The sequence below is a fragment of the Streptomyces lothianensis genome (assembly GCF_047779955.1).
In the GTDB taxonomy this organism is placed as follows: domain Bacteria; phylum Actinomycetota; class Actinomycetes; order Streptomycetales; family Streptomycetaceae; genus Streptomyces.
The window spans coordinates 66,811-86,788 of record NZ_JBLMKT010000074.1; the positions used below are offsets into that span (position 1 = coordinate 66,811).

The following is a 19,978-nucleotide window of genomic DNA, read 5'->3' on the forward strand; positions in this document are numbered from 1 at the left end:
GGCGTTTCAGTCGACGCCACCCGTCAGTCGATGCCACCCGTCAGTCGACGTCACCCTTCGCCGGCGAGATCCAGATCGTCGCTGCGCGGCTCGGCAACGACCGCAGCAGGCCGGGGACGGCGCCACGGGTGAGCGATCGGATGCGACACAGTCCGCCACCACGGCTCCACAGGCAGCTTCCCTGAGGCCTCGAACGGCTCACCGGGCCTTGGGAACGCCACCGCCTGCCCGGCCTCCTCAGCCTCGTACTTCGTCCACTCACCCGGCTCGGCCCAGGCGTGGAGAGCCAGGTTGAAGGTGGCCCAGTGGATCGGCAGCAGCACCCCACCCGGCCGGCCTCCTTGCAGGTCGAGGTGTGCCTGCAACCCCTCGGCGGGCGACATGTGAATGTCCGGCCACGCGCCGGGAAGCGGCGTATGGTCCGTGTGGTTCTCGGGCCACCACTGCGAGTACGCGCCGATCTGGATCATCGTCACGTCGAACGGGCCGTGCTCGCGGCCGATGTCGGCGAAGCCGGGGAAGTAGCCCGTGTCGCCGCTGTGGAAGACGCGGTGCCGGTCCGAGGCGACGGCCCAGGACGCCCACAGAGTGTGCTGCTGGTTGCGCAGGCCTCGGCCGCAGAAGTGGCGGGCGGGGGTGGCGGTCAGGCTCAGTCCGTTGATCTTCGTCGACTCGTGCCAGTCCAGTTCGCGCAGCCGGTCCGCGGGCACGCCCCACCGCTCCAGGTGCGCGCCGACTCCCAGCGGCACCGCGAACAGGGTGTCCGTGCCGGTCAGCGCCTGGATCGTGGGCAGGTCGAGGTGATCGTAGTGATCATGTGAGATCACCACCGCGTCGACCGGGCCGAGCGCCGCGAGCGGCAGGGGCACCGGGTGCAGCCGCCTGGGTCCCGCGAAGGAGAAGGGCGAGCAGCGCTCGCCCCAGACGGGGTCGAAAAGCACCCGGCGCCCGTCGATCTCGACGAGGACGCTGGAGTGACCCATCCAGGTGATGCGCAACCCGTCGGCGGGCGGCTTCGCGAGATCGGCCAGGGTGGTCGGGTGTACGGGGAGGGTGCCGGACGGAGCCCGGCGGGCGCGCCGCTCCTTGTCGAAGAACGTCCTGGCGAACTCGATCCGCGAACCCTGCGGTCCCGGACCTCCGCCGCCGGGGTTCTGGAAGCTGCCGTTCGCGAAATGCGGCGACCTGCGGATGCGCTCCATGCGCTCACCGGCCGGGTCCGCGCCGAATGCGAGGGGCCTGCGCGAGCGGAGGGACGATCTCAGGGAACCCGAGGCGGTCACGGCAGCTCCAGGGTGGGGGTCGCGGGGGCTTCATTATGGGCGCGCGCAGGCACGGAATAAGCGCGCGCGGGCACGAAACGGGCGCGCGAAGGCACGGCCCCGGGATGCACCGGGCGCGGGCGGCTCGTCGGCGTCATGCCCTGCTCAACGTGGCAGCCGCCCACAAGATTCCGGAGGGGGCGGGTGCGCTCGGTGTGCTCGTCCCCCGGGCCTCGGTCGGCCCGGCTCCTGGGCAGAGTCAAAGGCATGGGCAGAGGCAAGGGCAGAGGTGGCGCGGGTGGAGAATGGAGGTTCCGCCCCGGGCCTGCCGCCCGCCCCACGACAGGAGAACCCGCACGGTGTCCCGACAGCCCGGTGAGCCCGGAAGCGATCAGCCCGACCCCACGCACGCAGACCTCCGGGCCGACTGCGGCAACTGCTTCGCCCTGTGCTGCGTCGCGCTCCCCTTCAGCAAGTCCAGCGACTTCGCCGTGAACAAGGCGGCCGGTACGCCCTGCCGCAATCTCCTGGCGGACCACCGCTGCGGCATCCACGCCGAGCTGCGCGCCAAGGGCTTCCCCGGCTGTACCGTCTTCGACTGCTTCGGCGCAGGCCAGAAGGTCTCCCAGGTGACCTTCGGCGGCACCGACTGGCGCACTTCCAAGAAGGGCGCCCGCGAGATGTCCGCCGTCTTCCCTGTGATGCGTCAGCTGCACGAGCTGCTGCGGTACGTCGCCGAGGCGGCCACGCTGGACGCCGCCCGCCCGATCCGCGATGCCCTGCGCGAGGCGTACGAGAGGATCGACGCCCTCACCCGCCAGGCCCCCGAGGCTCTGCTCGCGACGGATGTGGCGACCGTACGACAGGAGGTGAACGCTCTGCTGCTGTGCGCCGGAGATCTGCACCGCGCCCAGGCGCCGGGCCGCCCGCGCAACCACCGTGGCGCCGATCTCTTCGGTGCGCGTCTGTCCGGGGCGGATCTGCGCGGGGCCAGCCTCCGTGGGGCGATCCTCGTCGCCGCCGACCTCAGGGGCGCGGATCTGCGCCGGGCGGACCTGATCGGCGCGGATCTGCGCGATGCCGATCTGACCGGAGCGGACCTGCGGGAGACCGTCTACCTCACGCAGCCCCAGTTGGACGCGGCCAAGGGCGACGGCACGACCCGGGTGCCGGACGGACTGCGCCACCCGACGCATTGGACCTCACAGCCGTCGCGCGTCAAGCGGAACGGGAGAAGTTCACGCCATTGAGCGACAGTGCTCAGGCATGTGCTCCCGGTCGTATGCACGGGCCCTAGATTCATCGACTGCCATCACCCGACACCCAGGGGTGTCCGCGGCGGTGGCAGTCGATGAGCTGGGGTGATGGTGTTTCCCTACGTCCACGGGCCGACGCCCGTGATGCGCCGCGACGGCACCCGGCTCACCGTGGAGCTGCACGGCGAGCTGGACATCGCCGGGGCGCAGGACATCGAGGAGCCGCTGAGCGGGCAGCTGTGCCTGCCGACGGCCGAACTCGTCCTGGACCTGCGCCTGCTGACGTTCCTCGACTGCGGCGGCATCGCCCTCTTCGACCGGCTGCGCCGCCGGCTCGGCCGCGAGGGCGCCACGATCGTGCTGGTCTGCACCGATCCGTCCGTGCTGCGCGTCCTCGACTGCCTGCGCGTACCGGACTCCGTCCCCGTCCTGCCCACACCGCCGGCGCCACCGGCACCTCCGGCACCTCCGCACCCGCGCCTCCGCACCCGCGGCGGCGATGACCGCGGGGCGCGGGACGCTTCCTAGAGCGGCATGAGGTTGGGGCGCTTGGCCTCGACGTGATCACCCGAGGACTCACCGCGCAGCCGCCGCCCGATCCACGGCACCAGGTACTCGCGCGCCCACTGGATGTCGTCTCGGCGCACCTCCAGCGTGGTGCGCGGCGGCATCTCGGGCCAGGGCTGGTCCGGGTCGGCCGGGACGGCGAGACCGAGCACCTGGGCGGCGCGCAGCGCGACGCGGGTGTGCCCCTCGGGCGAGAGGTGCAGCCGGTCGTCGTCCCAGGCGCGCCGGTCCTGCACCGAGCGCAGCGACCACAGGTCGAGGACCGGGCAGTCGTGGCGGTCGGCGATGGCCCGCACGTGCGCGGTGTACGTGGCGATCTTGCCGCGCAGATGCTTGAGGACCGGAACGTCACGGGTGTCGAAGCCGGTGGTCACCACCACCGTGCCGACTGCGGAGGTGAGCTCGGCGACCGCCCGCTCGAAGCGCTCGGCCACATCGTCGGGGTCGGTGCCGGGGCGGATGATGTCATTGCCGCCCGCGCAGAAGGAGACCAGCTCGGGGGACAGCTCCTTCGCCCGCGGCACCTGCTCCTCGACGATCTGGTCCAGGAGCTTTCCGCGCACGGCGAGGTTGGCGTAGCGGAAGCTGTGCTCGGGATGACGGTCGGCGAGCAGGACGGCGAGCCGGTCCGCCCAGCCGACGAAGGTTCCGTCGGGTCCGGGGTCGCCGACACCTTCGGTGAAGCTGTCACCGAGTGCCGCGTAGGAGGCGAAAGCCGCCGGTGTCACGGCGGCGCGGTCTGCGGAGGTCGTCGAGTCATCTGCCACGTCGGCATATTTTTCACCCCGAGACGTGACTTACGCCACCGTAACCACCCTTGACAACGGGTGACATAGACCACCGAGAAGGCGCGCCGGATGCGGAATACGCCCCAGGGGCCGCGGGACGTCGACGCCCGGTGTCCGGGCCGCGAAGGACACCGGACACCGGGCGTGCGGACGGCACGGGTGCCTCAGAGCGAGACGCCGTGGGAGCGCAGGTACGCCACCGGGTCCACGTCAGAGCCGTAGCCCGGGCCGGTGCGGACCTCGAAGTGCAGGTGCGGTCCGGTGGAGTTGCCGGTCGAGCCGACCAGGCCGATCCGGGTGCCGCCGGAGACGGTCTGGCCGGTGGAGACCGAGAGCTGCGACATGTGGGCGTACTGCGAGTAGTGGCCGTCGGCGTGCCGGATGACGACCTCGTTGCCGTACGCGCCGCTCCACCCTGCGGAGACGACGGTGCCCGCGCCGACGGCCCGGACAGGCGTGCCCGCGGCGGCCGCGAAGTCGGTGCCTGTGTGGTACCCGCTGGACCACATGGATCCGGCGGTGCGGTACTGCGTGGAGACGCCGGCGGCGACCGGGCGGGTGAAGCCGGAGGCGGTGGCGGCCTGCTCGGCGCGGGGTGCCTCCGCGGCCGCCTCGGCCGGGGCGGCCGCGGAGGCGGTGTCGGCCGCCGCCTCGGAGGAGGACTTCGCGGATGCGCCGGAGTCCGAGGAGCCGGAAGAGTCCGAGGAGCCGGAATCCGAGGAGCCGGAGTCCGAGGAGCCGGAGCGGGAGGCGCCCGAGCCCGACTCGGCGGCCGCACCCGAGGCCTTCCCTGCGGCCGCCGAGTCGGCATAGGCCTGCACCACGGCGCCGACCTTGAGCTTGAGGCCCGGGTGGATCAGGCCCGGGTCGGCGCCGACGGCCTTCTTGTTGGCGGCGTACAGCGGCTTCCAGCCGCCGTCGATGTCCTGCTCGGCGGCTATCGCGGAGAGCGAGTCACCTGCGACGACGGTGTACGTCTTGTCCGCGGACCCGGCGGACCCGGCGGCCTCGGCCGGGGCGGTCGAGGCGGCCCGGGCCTCGGCGGCCTGCGTCAGGGCAGCCTGCGCCAGGGCGGTCGGCGCGCTCTTCACCTGGACCGGGGCGATGCTCGCGGCCTGCGGCGCGGCGGTCTGCGGCGTGGCGGCGCTCGCACCCGTGGCGCCGAACAGCGGCAGCGCGAGGGCAGCGCCCCCGGTACCGGCGACGGCGAACGAGCGCGTCAGGCGGGTGGACTTGGGACGGCGATGCTTACCCTTCGCGGGCATGACGGATTCCTCTCCGGCGCCTGCGAGGTGAGCTGTCGGGTTCGGGCTGGAGATGCCCGGCCGCCCGAGGGCGACTTCACCCCAAGCCGCTCCGGTCGGGACCGGCGTCGGCGTCTTGCCAATGGGTCCCCCGCTCCTGCCGTACAAGGGTGTGCGGGTGAATTCCGGTGGCGGCAGGATTGGGCGTCCACCGGCTGTCGGTGACCGTAGGGGAGCGCGGGGCGGGAAACAAACACCTCAATTCCCGCGGGCCACACAGGACCTGACCCCTTTCGGGAAATGCCATGACGCTCCGTGGATGAACGATCTTCGATTTCCATACAGCTGCAGGAATTCACGGAAGAAGATCGCCACACACCGTCACGAATATGATCCCGCTCACGCCACACGACTCACCAGCCCTTAATTCAGGGCCAGTTACTCCTTAGGTGGCGAATCGGGCATTAAGGGAACCGGGGGCGTAGTCGATGTAACCGGCAGAGCCGCGACGATTCGCTTCCAGAATCGGCTGTTTCCGGCACAAAGCGGCGCCGGTGATCTCGCCCTCATCGGCTCCACAGCCGCCTGCCCCGGACCCCATGTCGTATCGTCGTTGGCATGTGCACCCAGTGCGCAGCACGCCGGCGGTCGGCGCCGGCGAACACTGTGGGAGGAGCCCCCGTGACACAGCACATCCCGTCGACAGAGCCGGAACTCGCCGGGGTGCGCAATTTCCGGGACGTGGGCGGCCTGCCGACGGTGGACGGCCGGCGCGTACGGCAGGGAGTGCTGTTCCGCAGCGGTCATCTGGCCCACGCCACCGCGACGGACACCGAGTTCCTCGCCTCGCTCGGGCTGCACACGATCTTCGACTTCCGTAACGCGGCGGACCAGCAGCAGGAGGGCCCGGATGTGGAGCTTCCCGGGGTGCGCAATCTGAACCTCCCGCTCACCGACCCGGCCGACGGCGCGGAGTTCTGGCAGATGGTGCGCGACGGCAGGGTCGAGGAGCTGCGCAAGATCCTCGGCGGGGGCAGGGCCGCGGCCCGGATGGCCACCACGTACCGCATGATCGTCCGGGACCGCACCCTCGATCACACCCGCGTGCTCGCGGAGCTGGCCGAGGACAGCGTCCCCGCGCTGATGCACTGCGCGGCCGGCAAGGACCGCGCCGGCCTGTCGGTGGCGGTGACGCTGCTCGCGGTCAGGGTCGAGCGGGAGGCGGTCGTCGCCGACTACCTGGAGTCCAACGCCAAGCACCGCCGCTACAAGGTGCACCGCTCCAGCGACGCCCCCGATGCCCGATCGGCCGAGGTGACAGAGCTGCTCAGCCCGCTGTTCGAGGCGCGCGCCGAGTATCTGGAGGCCGGTTTCGACGAGATGGAGCAGAACTGGGGCTCCGTCGAGCGGTACCTGGAGAAGGGGCTGGGCGTCACGCCGGAGATCCGCGAGAGGCTGCGGGCCAAGCTCCTGGACTGACCTGCCGGGTCACTGGCAGTGGACTGCCGGGTCACTGGCCGCGGACTGCGGGTCACTGGCCGCGCGCGCCGACCTCGAACAGCAGATATAGAAAGAACGCGAAGAAGTGCCCGACGACCAGGTAGACGAACAGTCTGATCGCCAGGCCGCGCGGGAACCTGTCCTCCATGGAACGGCGCCCCTTCGCACCGTCCTGCGGTCCGCTGCTCATCGGCTGCCTCCGGCCGTACGGGGGTGAGTGGCGCCGCCGCCGAGGCACAGCGCCTCCACCGAGCTCTGCAACAGCGTGTGGACGAAGAGGAGTTGGGCGCCTGCCTGCTCGGCCGCCGCGATACGGTGCGGCGTGGCCGAGTCGAAGTGGGCGCTGTCGCCGGGCTCCAGGGTGTACGCGCTGTCGGCGAGGTGCAGCCGCAGCCGTCCGTCGAGCACATACAGCCATTCCTCGCCGGGATGGACACGCACGATGTCGCCCTGCGCCCCGTACGGCACCTGGACGCGCAGCGCCTGCATACCGCGCCCGGGGGCTCCGGCCTGGCGGTAGGTCCAGCCACCGGCCAGGTTCGGTTCGGCTTCGGAGGCCCGGATCACCGACTGGCGTCCGGCGGGGGTCTCGCCGAGCAGTTCGCTGACCGTCGTACCGTAGACACGTGCCAGCGTGAGCAGCACCGGCAGCGAAGGCTGGCGCCGGCCGGTCTCGAGCCGGGACAGGTGTGCGGGCGACAGGCCCGCCGAGGCGGCGGCCGCTTCGAGGGTGAGCGCCGCACTGCGGCGCAGCGCCCTCAGCTGTGGTGCGACACCGAGCAGCGGTTCGCTCTGCTCCGGTGCCGCGGGGTCGGCAGGACTCATGCCCTCGATTCAGCCAGAGCTTTGCCTGTCCGGCAAATTTCTTGCCTCAGAGGCAAGGCGCGGCGGCTCCGCGATTCACCGCGGCCCGCCTCCCCGGTTCGCCACCGCCTGCTTCACCAGTGTCTTCCCGAAGTCCCACATGAGCGTCCCGCCGCTGTGCGCATCGTCCATCACCGCGGTGAACGCCTCGACGAACCGGTTCACCTCCCGCTCCCCCACGACCAGCGGCGGAATCAGTTTGATGACCTCCAGGTGGTCACCGGAGACCTGGGTCAGGATCCGGTGCTTCTGCAGCAGCGGCACCACCACCATCTGCGCGAAGAGTCCCTTGCGGGCGACCTGCAGCGCACTCCAGCGGCTGCGCAGCCGCAGCGAGCCGGGACGCCCGAACTCGATACCGATCATCAGCCCGCGGCCACGTACGTCGTGGAGCAGCTCATAGCGGTCCACGAGTGCCGCAAGCCGGGACTTGAGCAGTTCGCCGGTGACCCGGGCGTTGGCGACGGTCTGCTCGTCCTCCATGACGGCGAGCACCGCGAGGCCCGCCGCCATGGCCTGGGCGTTGGATCCGAAACTCGCGGAGTGCACGAGGACCCGGTCCATGGACGAGTAGACCTTCTTGAAGATCCAGTCCTTGCCCAGGGTCGCTCCGACCGGCACATAGCCGCCGGAGAGCGCTTTGGCCACGCACACCAGGTCGGGTTCGACGCCTTCCGCATGCTGGTAGGCGTAGAACGCGCCGGTGCGGCCGAGTCCCGTCTGCACCTCGTCGGCGATGAGCAGCGCCTTGTGCTGGTGCAGCAGCTCCTGCGCGGCGCGCAGATAGCCCGGCGGCGCCTCGTGGACGCCCTTGCCCTGGATCGGCTCGACGATCAGCGCGGCCACATCGCCCTTCTTCAGCTCCCTCGCCAGGGCGTCGAGATCGCCGAGGGCGACGGCGGTGTCCGGGAGCAGGGGTGCGAAGCCGTCCCGGAAACCGGACTCGCCGTTGACCGAGAGCGATCCGGTGGTCAGTCCGTGGAAGGCGTGGGTGCAGTACAGGACGCGGGGTTTCCCGGTGGCATACCGGGCGAACTTGAGCGCGGTCTCCACGGCCTCCGTGCCGCTGTTGCCGAAGAACACCCGGTCCAGGTGCGGTGAATACGTCAGCAGCTTCTCGGCGAGCAGGCCGGGCAGCGGCTGGCAGTCGAAGCGGGTGAGGTCGGCGAGCGAGGCGTCGAGCACGTCGTGCAGCGCCTTGCGGACGACAGGGTGGTGGCGTCCCAGCCCCATCACCCCGAAACCGGCCAGCATGTCGAGATGGTCCTGGCCGTCCTCGTCCCAGAAGTACGCGCCCTCGGCCCGCTCGTAGACCTTGTCGAAGCCGATGGTGTGCAGCATCCGCGGGAGCTGGTGGTTGAGGTGGCGGCTGTGCAACTCGTAGCGCTCGCCGCCACGCTCGGCGAGGAGCCGGCCCAGGTCGAACCCCTTGGCTTGGTCCGTCATCCTTCGCTTCCTTCTTTCTGCTTACGGTCCCAGGTGGCCCCGATCCGCCCGGCGATATCGACGGCGGTAAGCCCCAGATCGGCCAGCACCTCGCCCCGCTTGGCGTGTGCCAGGAACCGGTCGGGGATCCCGAAGCTCCGTACGGGAAGGTCCACCTCGGCGTCCTGGAGGGCCTGGGTGACGGCCGAACCCACGCCGGAGGCACGGCTGTTGTCCTCGACGACGGCGAGCATGCCGTGTTCTGCGGCGAGTTCCACCAGCGCGGGGTCGACCGGTTTGATCCAGCGCGGGTCGACGACGGTGCAGCCGATGCCACGGCCTTCGAGGAGCTCGGCGGCCTTGAGGCAGACGGGCGCCATCACCCCGACGGCGACGAGGAGCACGTCCCGCGCTGCGTCGCCGTGCAGGACATCCAGCCCGCCGATCCGGTCGAGCGCCGGGATCTCGGGCCCGACCGACTCCTTCGGGAAGCGCACCAGGGTCGGTGCGTCGTCCACGTCGACCGCTTCCCTGAGCTGAGCGCGCAGCTGCCCGGCATCGCGCGGTGCGGCGACCCGGAGCCCGGGGACGACCTGGAGCACGGACAGGTCCCACATGCCGTTGTGCGAGGCGCCGTCGGTGCCGGTGACGCCGGCCCGGTCGAGCACGAACGTGACCGGGCACCTGTGCAGCGCGACGTCCATGAGGAGCTGGTCGAAGGCCCGGTTGAGGAAGGTCGCGTAGACGGCGACCACCGGGTGCAGCCCGCCGGTGGCGAGTCCGGCCGCGGAGACCGTGGCGTGCTGTTCCGCGATGCCGACGTCCCAGACGCGGTCCGGGAAGCGTGCGGCGAAGGGGCCGAGGCCGACCGGGTGCAGCATCGCGGCGGTGATGGCCACGACGTCCGGCCGCTCCTCGCCGATCCGTACGATCTCCTCGCCGAACACCGAGGTCCAGGAGGGGCCGTTGGACGGCGCGAGCGGTTCGCAGGTCAGCGGGTCCATCACGCCGACGGTGTGGAAGTGGTCCTCCTCGTGGGCGAGCGCCGGTTCGTAGCCGCGGCCCTTCTCGGTGAGGCAGTGCACGAGCACCGGTCCGTGGAAGCGTTTGGCGCGGCTCAGCGCCGATTCGATCGCGCCGATGTCATGCCCGTCGATCGGGCCCACGTACTTGAGGCCGAGATCCTCGAACATGCCCTGCGGCGCGAAGGCGTCCTTGAAACCCTTCTTCGCACCGTGCAGCGACTCGTACAGCGGCCGGCCTATGACGGGAGTGTGCTGCAGCACCTCCTTGCCCCAGGTCAGGACGCGTTCATAGCCGTCCGTCGTGCGCAGGGTCGCGAGGTGGTTGGCGAGGCCGCCGATGGTCGGGGCGTACGAGCGTTCGTTGTCGTTGACGACGATGATCAGCGGGCGGTCCTTGGCGGCGGCGATGTTGTTCAGCGCCTCCCAGGCCATCCCACCGGTGAGGGCGCCGTCCCCGATGACGGCGACGACATGGCCGCCCTCGCCGCGTACCTCCACGGCCTTCGCGAGGCCGTCGGCCCAGCCGAGCGCGGTGGAGGCGTGGCTGTTCTCGACGATGTCGTGCTCGGACTCCTCGCGTGAGGGGTAGCCGGACAGCCCGCCCTTGCCGCGCAGCTTGGAGAAGTCCTTGCGGCCGGTGAGCAGTTTGTGCACATAGCTCTGGTGGCCGGTGTCCCAGACGAGCCGGTCGACGGGCGAGTCGAAGACCCGGTGCAGCGCGATGGAGAGCTCCACCACACCCAGGTTGGGCCCCAGATGGCCGCCGGTGCGGGCCACGGCGTGGACCAGGAACTCCCTGATCTCCTCCGCCAGTTCGGCAAGTTCCTCCTCGGCCAGCGCCTTCACGTCGCGCGGCCCCCGAATGGTCTCCAGGATCGTCACGCCGGGCCCCCTCTCGGTTCGGTGCCTCAACTCATGCTCGAATGCATGCCTTCCAGCTGGCGGTCAGGCCGGGTCGGCCGGACCTGCGTGGGTGGCGTCGCCCGTATCCCGCTCCGGAGCCGCGCCGTTCTTCCCGACCGGCGCGGACGGCATCCCCGGCGTGACGGTTCCCGCACGTCACCCGTGGTTGCCCGAGACGGTCTCGCGCATCGCCCGCAGCGACTCCTTGAGTGAGCCCATGGTGGCGAGCACGGCCGTCGGCTCGTAGCCGCAGTGCGCCATGCAGTTGGCGCAGCGCGGGTCCTTGCCGCGTCCGTAGGCGTCCCAGTCGGTGTCCTCGACCAGCTGCCGGTACGTGGGCACGTATCCGTCGCTCATCAGGTAGCAGGGCTTCTGCCAGCCGAACAGCGAGTAGTTGGGGATGGCCCAGGCCGTGCACGGGAAGTCGACCTTGCCTTCGAGGAAGTCGAGGAACAGCGGCGAGTGGTTGAGGCGCCAGCGCCGCCGGTTGCCGCCCGCGAAGGCCTTCCTGAACAGCTCCCTGGTCTGGTCCACGCCGAGGAAGTGCTCCTGGTCGGGCGCCTTCTCGTAGGCGTAGGCGGGCGACAGCATCATCTCGTCGACCTGCAGGTCGTCATTGAGGAAGTTGAGCACCTCGATGATGGTCTGCGGGGTGTCGGTGTTGAAGAAGGTCGAATTGGTGGTGACCCGGAAACCGCGCTTCTTGGCCTCCTTGATCGCCGCCACGGCCTCGTCGAACACGCCCTCCTTGGCGACGGATTCGTCATGCCGTTCGCGCATTCCGTCGATGTGGACGGCGAAGGCGAAATACGGCGAGGGCTTGAACTTGTCCATCTTCTTGCGGAGCAGCATCGCATTGGTGCACAGGAAGACGTATTTCTTCCGCTGCACCAACTGGCGCACGATCTCGTCGATCTGCGGGTGCATGAGCGGTTCGCCGCCGGCGATCGACACCATCGGCGCACCCGATTCCAGGACCGCTCCCACGGCCTGCGCCACGGGCATCCGCTGCTTGAGCACACCCGCCGGATGCTGGATCTTGCCGCAGCCCTCGCAGGCGAGGTTGCACGCGTAGAGTGGTTCGAGCTCCACGATGAGCGGGAACTTCTCCCGCTTGCGCAGCTTCTGTTCGGCGAGATACGTCGCGACCTTGATGGACTGACGAAGGGGCATGGCCATCTGGCTCACCTCCGGGGGAGCAGCAAAGAACGGTGCCATTCATGAAAAGCGGGAAGTACGGAACGAAGTACGCGGAACGCCGATATTCCACCGCGCACCGTGCTGATCCGTACGAGTTCGTGTTCCGGGGCGTCCACGACCACCCGGACGGCGGCAACGGGACGCGGACCCGGACCCGCGGCGCGGGCGGCGCGCAGGGTCGCGGCGGACTCCATGTCGGCCGCGATCGATCCCGCGGCGAGCAGCTCGGCGCGTTCGTGTCCGCGGACGACGTGGTCGGAGCCGGTGAGCGGGCCGGTGTGCACGGTCCGGCCCGGCACCGCCCTCACCAGTTCCTTCACCAGGAGTTCGGTACCGTCGCAGCGGGTGCTGCCCTGCTCGTCGACGGTGTGCTCGGCGACGACCAGATCGCCGGGATGCATCCCGGGCGCGAGTCCGGCGCAGAAGCCGGTGGCGATCACGGAGGCGTCCCGCAGCGCGCTCCCGGCGAGGCCGCGGTCGACCGCGCGCCGTGCGGCCTTCGGCCCCATGCCGGTGCGCAGCACGGTGACCGGTCCCGCGGCGCCGCCGCGCTCGCCGGTGCGCAGGGCGAGTTTCTCGATGCCCAGCGCGCAGGCGACGAGCAGCGGCGGTGCCGGTTCGTGGGAGGCGCTCATCAACCCCCCTCGTGTCCGAGGGCCCGGCCGGCATGCCCGTTCAGATATCGGCCGAGGGCGGTGAGCGGGAAGACCTGCCGGTACAGGTGGTAGTTGATGGAGAAGTCCCAGGGGAAGCCGGTGCCGGTGAAGTACGGCTCGTCCCAGCTGCCGTCCGCGCGCTGTGTCTCGGCCAGCCAGGCCACCCCGCGTTCGACGGCCTTGGACTCCCGTTCCCCCGCCGCGAGCAGCGCCAGCAGCGCCCAGGCTGTCTGCGAGGCGGTCGATGCGCCGCGGGCCACCCAGGACGCGTCGACGTAGCTGCGCAGGTCCTCGCCCCAGCCGCCGTCGTCGTTCTGCACCGATGCGAGCCAGCCGACCGCGCGCCGGATCGCCGGATGTGCGGTGGGCAGTCCGGCGGCCACCAGGGCGGGGACCACCGACCCCGTCCCGTACAGGTAGTTGACGCCCCAGCGGCCGAACCAGGCGCCGTTGCTCTCCTGTTCGGCGAGCAGCCAGGTGATGCCGCGCCGGGTGCGCGGGTCGTGGGACTGGCCCTCGTACGAGAGCATCTCCACCACGTGGGCGGTGACATCGGCGGACGGCGGGTCGATGACCTCGCCGAAGTCGCAGAACGGCAGCCGGTTCGGCAGCGGGCTGGTGTTGTCGACGTCGAAGGCGCCCCAGGCGCCGTTCTTCGACTGCATCCCGTACGTCCACGTCGTGGCCCGACGGACCGCCGCGTCCACGCGGGCCGGGTCGGGGTGGCGTACCCGGCGCAGGGCGAGCGCGACCTCCGCGGTGTCGTCGATGTCGGGGTAGTTGTCGTTGTGGAATTCGAAGGCCCAGCCGCCCGGCTCCAGATGCGGCCTGCGCACCGTCCAGTCGCCGGGCCTGCGGATCTCCTCGGCGAGCATCCAGTCGGCGGCCTTCACCAGCTGCGGGTGGTCCGCGGGCAGGCCCGCGTCGGCCAGCGCGATGGTGGCCAGGCAGGTGTCCCAGACGGGTGACTGGCAGGCCTCGATCATCCGGGCGCCGTCCTCGCGCCAGATCGCGAAGCGGTCGAGCGAGGCGAGGCCTTCGCGCAGGACGGGGTGGTCGAGGTCGTAGCCGAGCAGGTGCAGGGCGATCACGGAGTAGACGGCGGGCGGCTGGATACCGCCCCAGCAGCCGTCGTTCTCCTGCCGTTCGATGATCCAGCGTCCGGCCGAGCGCATCGCCATCCGCCGCAGGCCCGGCACGGCCACCTTGTGGTACGTGTGCAGCAGCTTGTCGAGGCGCTGGAAGACGCCGTCCCAGCTGGCGGCCGGGGCGAGGGGCGTGTGCGGGCTGGGGTCGCGGGCGTCGGTGTGCAGTTCGTCGAGCGGGAAGGGCGCGGGCCGTACGGGGCGCTTCGCGGAGACGATGGTGAGCGGCACGATGGTCTGCCGTGCCCAGCAGCCGAAGTCGTAGATGTTGAGCGGGAACCACTTCGGGAACCAGATCAGTTCCGGCGGGAGCTCGGGCAGGTCGTCCCATTTCCACCAGCCGAACAGGGCGAGCCAGATGCGCGTGAACACCCGGGCGGCGGCAATTCCGCCCTGGGCGCGGATCCATGCGGAGGCCTTCGCCATGTGCTCGGCCTCGGGGTCGTCCCCGGCGAGCCTGAGCGCCACATAAGCCTCGATGGTGGTGGACAGCTCCCCTGGGCCGCCGTGGAAGGTGGCCCAGGTGCCGTCGGCGCGCTGCTCGCCGCGGATGAACAGGGCGGCCGCCCGGGTCGTCTTCTCGTCGCGGATGCCGAGGAACTGCCGCAGCAGCAGGTCCTCGGCGTCCATCGTCACATTGGTCTCGAGATCGCCCTTCCACCAGCCTGCGGCGTCCTGGCGGTCGAGCAGATACCCGATCGCCCGCTCGGTCGCCTGCCGCACCCCGTCGGGTGCGGCGGAACCGTGGACGGATCCGGTGGCCGCGGCAGCACCGGGGGGCAGGGCCCCGGCGCTTCCGTCGGTCGTCGCTGTCATGGCTTCCCCTTCGTGCAGTTCGGCTTGCTGCTGTGCTGGGGTCCGCCGTCGGACGGTGGTGCGGCTGCGCTGGGGGCGCCGACGGTCCTGACTGCTGTGTCAGTGACGAGTCTGCGCTGTTCAGTGCTGCCTGTGCACCGTCCGGCGACTGCGATTCATATGCGGCTGCCAGGACCTGTCCGGCGGATCATGCCGCCGACGCGGGGGCCTGGCACGCCCACCTCCTGCGTTGTCGTCACTCTTCCCCAAGCTCTCAACTCCGCTGCGCTCCGTTCGAGCAGGGGAGGCCCCATTCGCTCCGCGTCGACTCCCTCCTCCGCCTTGCATCAATGGGGTCTCCCCTGCTCGAACGAAGTTGAGAGCTTGGGGAAGCACCAGCCCCCCGCTCACCAGGCCTTACAAGGCGCCGCAGCCCGATGGCGGCCTGATCCGCCGAACAGACCCTACTCCGCTGGTGGTCGATGGCGATCATCTCTTCCGTACGACGACGAAGTCGGCGAGCGCCGCGAGCCGGTCCCTGACCGTGGCAGGCATGGCGATGCTCTCGATGGCCTGCAGGGCGATCGCGTGCTGCCTGCGGGCCTCCTGGGCGGTCCATTCGCGTCCGCCGGCCTGGTCGATGAGCGCGGCGCGGTGGGCGAACTCCGCCTCGGAGAAGTTCTCGAAGTCGCTCGACTTGGCATCGGCGGCGAGCAGCCTCCCGAGCTCCTCGGAGGCGGGCCCGCCGGCGGCGAGTGCGGCGACGACCGGCAGCGACTTCTTGCGCTGGCGCAGATCGCTCCAGGTCTGCTTGCCGGTGGCCTCCGGGTCGCCCCAGATGCCGAGCAGGTCGTCGACGGCCTGGAAGGCGAGGCCGAGGTGGTAGCCGTACTTCTCCAGGGTGTCGGCGATCCGGTCGTCGGCGCCGCCGAGCACCGCGCCGATGGAGACGGCGCAGGCGAGCAGGGCGCCCGTCTTGTTGCCCTCCATCTCCAGGCACTCCTCGACGGTGACCCGCTCGCGGTGCTCGTAGGAGATGTCCTGGGCCTGGCCGTCGATCAGGGCGCGGGTAGCGCTGGTGAGCCGGCGTGCGGCGCGCCCGGCCGCGGCGGTGTCGAGTTCGAGCAGCACCTCGTTCGCCAGGGCGAACAGCGCGTCGCCCACGAGGATCGCCTGCGCCGGGCCGTGCACCTTCCAGACGGTGTCGCGGTGGCGGCGCTGCTCGTCGCCGTCCATCAGATCATCGTGCAGCAGCGAGAAGTTGTGCACCAGCTCGACGGCGACCGCGCCCGGGATGCCCACCTCGGGGGCCGCCCCTGCGGCCTCGGCGGAGAGCAGCGCGAGGGCAGGCCGTACGGCCTTGCCGCCGTCGCCGTCGGCGGGGCGGCCCTCGGCGTCGATCCAGCCGAAGTGGTAGGCGGCGACGGTGTCCATCGGTGGTTCGAGCCGCTCGACGGCGGCGCGCAGCACCGGAGTGGCCAGGGTGCGGCCGCGCTCGAGCAGCGCGGTCACGTCGACGCGCTCTCCCTGCCCTTGATCGGCAGCCGTTGCGGCCGAAGGCTCAGTCGGCACTGTCTCTCCTCTGGTTCCAGGGGTGGTGCTGGTGGTGCTGGTACTGCCTGCGGTGCTGGTACTGCCTGCGGTGCTGGTACTGCCCGTGGTGCCGGTGCTCCATGTATCGCTCGTGCTGCCGCTGCCGCTGCCGCTGATGATGCTGGCTGTGCTCGCGGTTCCGGTGGTGCCGCCGGTACTCATGCCGCCTCCTCGAACAGGTGCTCGTGGGGGCGGCCGAGGCTGCCGAGCGCGGCGCGTGCGGCGGCTGTTCCGCTGCGGACGGCGCTCTCCATGGTCGCGGGCCACTTGGTGTCGGTCCATGCCCCGGCCAGATACAGACCGGGTGCCCTGGTGCGCGGCCCGGGTCGCAGTCGGCCCACGCCGGGGGCGGGGGCGAAGGTGGCGGTGCGTTCGCGCGTGACGAAGAAGTCGCGGACGACCGCGCCGCGCGCGGCGGGCAGCAGTCGCTCCAGTTCGGGCAGATACCGTTCGCGCAGCTGTGCGACGGGTGTCTCGATCTCGTCCTGGGCGACGGACTGCGAGACGGCGAGGTACTGCCCGCTGCCGCTGAGCCCGGAGGCCTCCGTACGGTCGAAGACCCACTGCACCGGTGTGCCGAGCGCGGCGAAGAACGGCTGCCTGAGCACCTTGCGGTCGTAGATCACATGCAGGTTGAGGATCGGTGCGGTGCCGATGTCGAGCAGCTGGTCCTTGGCGTCGAGGGCGTGCTCGGGCAGCAGCTCATGCGCCTCGCGCTGGGGTACGGCGAGCACGACGGTGTCCGCCTCGATGTCCTCGCCGCCCATCCGGACCCGCCAGCTCCCCTCGTCGGTCCGGGAGATGCCCGCGACCTTGGCTCGCAGTTCGGTCCTTACCCCGGCCTTCTCCAGGGCCTGGCCGGCGAGCCGGTCGTGCAGTTCGCCGAGCGGTACGCGGGCCCAGCCGATGTCGGCGGCGCCCGGTTCGGAGAGCAGACCGGTCTTGAACACCTTGGCGGCGAGCCCGAGCGAGGAGTCACCGGCGACAGCGTTCAGGGTGGCGATGCCGACCAGGTCCCACAGCGCCTCGACAGCGCGCGCGGACTGCCCGTGGCGGGCAAGCCAGCTGCCGAAGTCCTCGTCGTCGAGCGCCGGATCGTCGAGATCGAGGGCCTTGAGAGCGAGCGCTGCCCGGCCGACCTTCGCGCGCTCGGCAAGCGAGAGATGCGGATACATGGCGAGGCTCCGCGCGAGATGCAGCGGTACGGGCAGTCCCGCGCGCCGCAGCCGGCCGAGCCGCGGGTCGGGGGCGTCGACATCGAGCACGGGGACGTCGAGCCGGTCCTGCAACGGGGCGAGCGCGGCGCCGTCGATCCGGTCGAGGAACCAGCGGTACGCGGTGCAGCAGCGCAGATAGACATGCTGACCGTTGTCCACGGTGAGCTCGCCGCGCCGGAAGGAGAAGGCGAGTCCCCCGAGCCGGGGGCGGCCTTCGAGGAGGGTGACGCGCAGGCCGGCATCGGCGAGTCCGAGCGCCGCGGTGATCCCGGCGAGCCCGCCGCCGACGACCACCGCACAGCGACGCGCCTCGCCGTCCGCCCGCACCTGATGCCCGGTCATACGCCCTCCCCCACGCCACCGCCCGGGATGAACTCCTGGTGGGTCATCGCAGTCAGGGACGCCGGTAGCGGGCGGAGGGTTGCCTGCCGCTCCCCCGGTGCGTCCTGTGCGTCCTGTGCGTGCCGTGCATGCCGCATGGTCATCCCCTCCCGGCCGTGGTGTGCCGGGCGATGCTGCGGGCGTCGAAGCCCGAAAGGCCGCGGACGGCGACGTAGGCCTTCTCGCGTCCGGGCAGGGAGACCCGGCCGCGCAGCACGGCCTCCGGGTCCCGCTCGATCCGGTCGAGCAGGCGGCGGTAGATGCCCGCCATCGCGGCGACGCAGGCGCCGCTGCGCCGGTCGAGCATCGGCAGGAGCCGGTACCCCTCGGCGAAGAGCGTGCGGGCGCGGCGCACCTCGAAGTGGACGAGCCCGGCGAAGTCGGAGCCGGCGGGCGGCTCGGCGCCGGCGAACCCGGCCGAGCAGCCGAACTTGGCCAGGTCGTCGGCGGGCAGATAGGTGCGGCCGTCCTCGGCGTCCTCGCGTACGTCGCGGAGGATGTTGGTGAGCTGCAGGGCGAGGCCGAGCGTATCGGCGTACTCGGCGGCGCGTTCCGCATGGCGTGCGCCTGGCACGGTGCCGAACACGCCGAGCGAGAGACGGCCGATGGCGCCCGCGACGCAGCGGCAGTAGACCTTGAGGTCGTCCCAGGTCTCGTAGGTCTCGCCGCGGACGTCCATCTGGACGCCGTCGATCAGCTCGTCGAGCCCGTCCAGCGGGATCGGGAAGGCGCGGGAGGCGTGCGCGAGCGCGACGCCCACCGGATCGGTGTCGTCCTCGTCTATGCGGCCCTCCCGGATCCGGCCGAGGAGCGCGCGGGTGTCCTCCAGGCGGGCCTGCTTGACCTCGGGCGCAAGCGACCCGTCACCGATGTCGTCGACGCGGCGCGAGAACGCGTAGAGCGCGGACATCGCACGGCGCTTGGGCGTGGGCAGCAGCCGGATTCCGTAGGCGAAATTCCGGGCCTGCTGCCCGGTGACGGCCTCGCAGTAGCTGTACGCGGCGAGCACCGGGGCGCCTGCGGCGTTGTTCCCCTCCACGGCCTCGCTCACCCCTCTCCACGGTCGGATCGCAGGACGGCGCCCACCTCGCGCAGCAACTGTGGCTTGGTGGGCTTGGGCGGGCCGGGGAGCACGTCGTACTCGGCGGCGGCGATGGCGCGCAGGGCGGCCCGTCCGCCGGCCACGAAGCCGGCGAGCAGGAGCCTCAGCCTGCCGTGGACGCTCCCCACGAGCGAGGTGCCTTCATACAGCAGTCCGCGGGCGCGTTCCGCCTCGTAGGCGATGAGGGCGCGCACCGCGGCGCCCGCGTGCGGCCGGGCCAGGTCGGCTTCCCGCACCGAGCAGCGGGCCATGTCCTCGGCGGGCAGGTAGACGCGGTCGCGACCGAGGTCCTCGGCCACGTCCTGGAGGTGTTCGACGATCTGCAGGCCGCTGCAGACCGCGTCCGAGCGCCTGACGCGTTCGGGGGTCTCGGTGCCCGTGACCGCGAGAACCAGGCGGCCCACGGGGTTGGCCGAGAGTTCGCAGTACGCGAGGAGGTCGTCGTACGTCTCGTAGCGGCTGACGAGCTGGTCCTGGCGGTTCGCGGCGATCAGGCCGAGGAAGGGCTCGGGGCTCAGCGCGCGGCGGCGCACGGTGGGCTGCAGGCGCTGCAGCAGCGGGTGGCAGGGGCGCGAGCCGAAGACCTTCTTCAGGTCGGTCTCGAAGGCGTCGAGCATGGCGAGCCTGTCGTCGCTCTGTGCGGGGTCGAGGCCGAGGGCCAGGGCATCGGCGCCGCCGGGGGCCAGGTCGCCGTCGCCGATGTCGTCGACGAGGCGCGCGAAGCCGTAAACCGCCATCAGGTCCTCGCGCCAGGCCCGGGGCAGAAAGAAGGGGGCCACCGGGAAGTTCTCCGCCGCGGCCTTGTCCAGCGTCGCCCGTTCCTGGACGCCGGGGGTGCGCGTCATCGGCCACCGCCCGCCGGGACGAGCGGCGCAGCTACGGCGGAACACTGTCGGAGCTGGGAGTTTTCCGTAGCCATGGCCGTCACTCTCCCGTTCTACACTGCCGACGCAATTCGCTCTATTTCGGACACGCCGCCCGACCGATCCAGCTTACGTTGTACAGCGCCGGGCGGAATGCCTGGGTGTTCTGCACATCACAACAAAGCACCGATT

The 19,978-nt window shown here is 71.0% G+C and carries 17 protein-coding genes and 1 riboswitch; of the genes, 3 read left to right on the forward strand and 14 right to left on the reverse strand.

Annotation, left to right across the window (positions count from 1 at the left end; all coding sequences use genetic code 11):
* Positions 1-50 precede the first annotated feature (50 nt).
* Positions 51-1,202, reverse strand: coding sequence for an MBL fold metallo-hydrolase (locus ACLF6P_RS26050; protein ID WP_415953761.1), 1,152 nt, complete (start codon positions 1,200-1,202; stop codon positions 51-53).
* Between the two features lie 365 nt (positions 1,203-1,567).
* Between ACLF6P_RS26050 and ACLF6P_RS26055 the strand changes: the two genes are divergently transcribed.
* Together ACLF6P_RS26055 and ACLF6P_RS26060 are read left to right on the forward strand one after the other, a co-directional pair.
* Positions 1,568-2,512, forward strand: coding sequence for a pentapeptide repeat-containing protein (locus ACLF6P_RS26055; protein ID WP_415953450.1), 945 nt, complete (start codon positions 1,568-1,570; stop codon positions 2,510-2,512).
* A 114-nt stretch (positions 2,513-2,626) separates the two neighbouring features.
* Positions 2,627-3,046: an STAS domain-containing protein gene (locus tag ACLF6P_RS26060; RefSeq protein WP_415953452.1), complete on the forward strand. Its 420-nt coding sequence runs from the start codon at positions 2,627-2,629 to the stop codon at positions 3,044-3,046.
* Here the strand turns inward: ACLF6P_RS26060 and ACLF6P_RS26065 are convergent.
* Positions 3,043-3,852 (reverse strand): SGNH/GDSL hydrolase family protein, encoded by an 810-nt coding sequence (locus ACLF6P_RS26065; RefSeq protein ID WP_415953454.1) that lies wholly within the window; start codon positions 3,850-3,852, stop codon positions 3,043-3,045. The two genes, ACLF6P_RS26060 and ACLF6P_RS26065, sit on opposite strands and share 4 nt — an antisense overlap.
* 185 nt (positions 3,853-4,037) lie before the next feature.
* A complete protein-coding gene (locus ACLF6P_RS26070; protein WP_415953456.1) occupies positions 4,038-5,138 on the reverse strand; it encodes a M23 family metallopeptidase in 1,101 nt (366 codons plus the stop codon).
* Positions 5,139-5,142: 4 nt separating this feature from the next.
* A riboswitch (cyclic di-AMP (ydaO/yuaA leader) is annotated at positions 5,143-5,304 on the reverse strand.
* Positions 5,305-5,798: 494 nt separating this feature from the next.
* Between ACLF6P_RS26070 and ACLF6P_RS26075 the strand changes: the two genes are divergently transcribed.
* On the forward strand, positions 5,799-6,596 hold the full coding sequence (locus tag ACLF6P_RS26075; RefSeq protein ID WP_415953458.1) for a tyrosine-protein phosphatase: 798 nt from the start codon (positions 5,799-5,801) through the stop codon (positions 6,594-6,596).
* Positions 6,597-6,648: 52 nt separating this feature from the next.
* Here ACLF6P_RS26075 and ACLF6P_RS26080 read toward each other — a convergent pair whose 3' ends face one another.
* The 11 genes from ACLF6P_RS26080 to hpnC all read right to left on the reverse strand — a co-directional run bounded on the left by ACLF6P_RS26080 (position 6,649) and on the right by hpnC (position 19,768).
* A complete protein-coding gene (locus ACLF6P_RS26080; protein ID WP_415953460.1) occupies positions 6,649-6,807 on the reverse strand; it encodes a DUF6126 family protein in 159 nt (52 codons plus the stop codon).
* A complete protein-coding gene (locus ACLF6P_RS26085; protein WP_415953462.1) occupies positions 6,804-7,442 on the reverse strand; it encodes a helix-turn-helix domain-containing protein in 639 nt (212 codons plus the stop codon). Before ACLF6P_RS26085 ends, ACLF6P_RS26080 begins: the two co-directional genes overlap by 4 nt.
* A gap of 75 nt (positions 7,443-7,517) precedes the next feature.
* Positions 7,518-8,927 (reverse strand): aspartate aminotransferase family protein, encoded by a 1,410-nt coding sequence (locus ACLF6P_RS26090; protein ID WP_415953463.1) that lies wholly within the window; start codon positions 8,925-8,927, stop codon positions 7,518-7,520.
* Positions 8,924-10,813, reverse strand: coding sequence for a 1-deoxy-D-xylulose-5-phosphate synthase (gene dxs / locus ACLF6P_RS26095; protein ID WP_415953465.1), 1,890 nt, complete (start codon positions 10,811-10,813; stop codon positions 8,924-8,926). Before dxs ends, ACLF6P_RS26090 begins: the two co-directional genes overlap by 4 nt.
* Positions 10,814-10,990: 177 nt before the next feature.
* The gene (gene hpnH / locus ACLF6P_RS26100; RefSeq protein ID WP_415953466.1) at positions 10,991-12,013 is read right to left on the reverse strand and encodes an adenosyl-hopene transferase HpnH; all 1,023 of its coding nucleotides are present in this window, start codon (positions 12,011-12,013) and stop codon (positions 10,991-10,993) included.
* Positions 12,014-12,018: 5 nt separating this feature from the next.
* Positions 12,019-12,669: a phosphorylase family protein gene (locus ACLF6P_RS26105; RefSeq protein ID WP_415953468.1), complete on the reverse strand. Its 651-nt coding sequence runs from the start codon at positions 12,667-12,669 to the stop codon at positions 12,019-12,021.
* Positions 12,669-14,651, reverse strand: a complete 1,983-nt coding sequence (gene shc, locus ACLF6P_RS26110; protein ID WP_415953469.1) for a squalene--hopene cyclase — start codon at positions 14,649-14,651, stop codon at positions 12,669-12,671. The genes ACLF6P_RS26105 and shc overlap by 1 nt, the downstream gene beginning before the upstream one ends.
* Before the next feature lie 468 nt (positions 14,652-15,119).
* Positions 15,120-16,202 (reverse strand): polyprenyl synthetase family protein, encoded by a 1,083-nt coding sequence (locus ACLF6P_RS26115; protein ID WP_415953470.1) that lies wholly within the window; start codon positions 16,200-16,202, stop codon positions 15,120-15,122.
* 179 nt (positions 16,203-16,381) lie between these two features.
* Entirely contained in the window at positions 16,382-17,782 is a 1,401-nt protein-coding gene (hpnE, locus tag ACLF6P_RS26120) for a hydroxysqualene dehydroxylase HpnE (protein WP_415953472.1), read from the reverse strand.
* Between the two features lie 139 nt (positions 17,783-17,921).
* On the reverse strand, positions 17,922-18,872 hold the full coding sequence (hpnD, locus tag ACLF6P_RS26125; protein WP_415953473.1) for a presqualene diphosphate synthase HpnD: 951 nt from the start codon (positions 18,870-18,872) through the stop codon (positions 17,922-17,924).
* Complete coding sequence (gene hpnC, locus ACLF6P_RS26130) at positions 18,869-19,768, reverse strand: squalene synthase HpnC (RefSeq protein ID WP_415953475.1); 900 nt, start codon at positions 19,766-19,768, stop codon at positions 18,869-18,871. Before hpnC ends, hpnD begins: the two co-directional genes overlap by 4 nt.
* Positions 19,769-19,978: the final 210 nt, after the last annotated feature.

Coding starts and splice junctions, on each gene's coding strand:
- ACLF6P_RS26050 (WP_415953761.1), bottom strand. CDS start 1,202: ATGGAGCGCATCCGCAGGTCGCCGCATTTCGCGAACGGCAGCTTCCAG.
- ACLF6P_RS26055 (WP_415953450.1), top strand. CDS start 1,568: ATGGAGGTTCCGCCCCGGGCCTGCCGCCCGCCCCACGACAGGAGAACC.
- ACLF6P_RS26060 (WP_415953452.1), top strand. CDS start 2,627: ATGGTGTTTCCCTACGTCCACGGGCCGACGCCCGTGATGCGCCGCGAC.
- ACLF6P_RS26070 (WP_415953456.1), bottom strand. CDS start 5,138: ATGCCCGCGAAGGGTAAGCATCGCCGTCCCAAGTCCACCCGCCTGACG.
- ACLF6P_RS26080 (WP_415953460.1), bottom strand. CDS start 6,807: ATGAGCAGCGGACCGCAGGACGGTGCGAAGGGGCGCCGTTCCATGGAG.
- ACLF6P_RS26085 (WP_415953462.1), bottom strand. CDS start 7,442: ATGAGTCCTGCCGACCCCGCGGCACCGGAGCAGAGCGAACCGCTGCTC.
- ACLF6P_RS26090 (WP_415953463.1), bottom strand. CDS start 8,927: ATGACGGACCAAGCCAAGGGGTTCGACCTGGGCCGGCTCCTCGCCGAG.
- hpnH (WP_415953466.1), bottom strand. CDS start 12,013: ATGGCCATGCCCCTTCGTCAGTCCATCAAGGTCGCGACGTATCTCGCC.
- ACLF6P_RS26105 (WP_415953468.1), bottom strand. CDS start 12,669: ATGAGCGCCTCCCACGAACCGGCACCGCCGCTGCTCGTCGCCTGCGCG.
- shc (WP_415953469.1), bottom strand. CDS start 14,651: ATGACAGCGACGACCGACGGAAGCGCCGGGGCCCTGCCCCCCGGTGCT.
- hpnE (WP_415953472.1), bottom strand. CDS start 17,782: ATGACCGGGCATCAGGTGCGGGCGGACGGCGAGGCGCGTCGCTGTGCG.
- hpnC (WP_415953475.1), bottom strand. CDS start 19,768: ATGACGCGCACCCCCGGCGTCCAGGAACGGGCGACGCTGGACAAGGCC.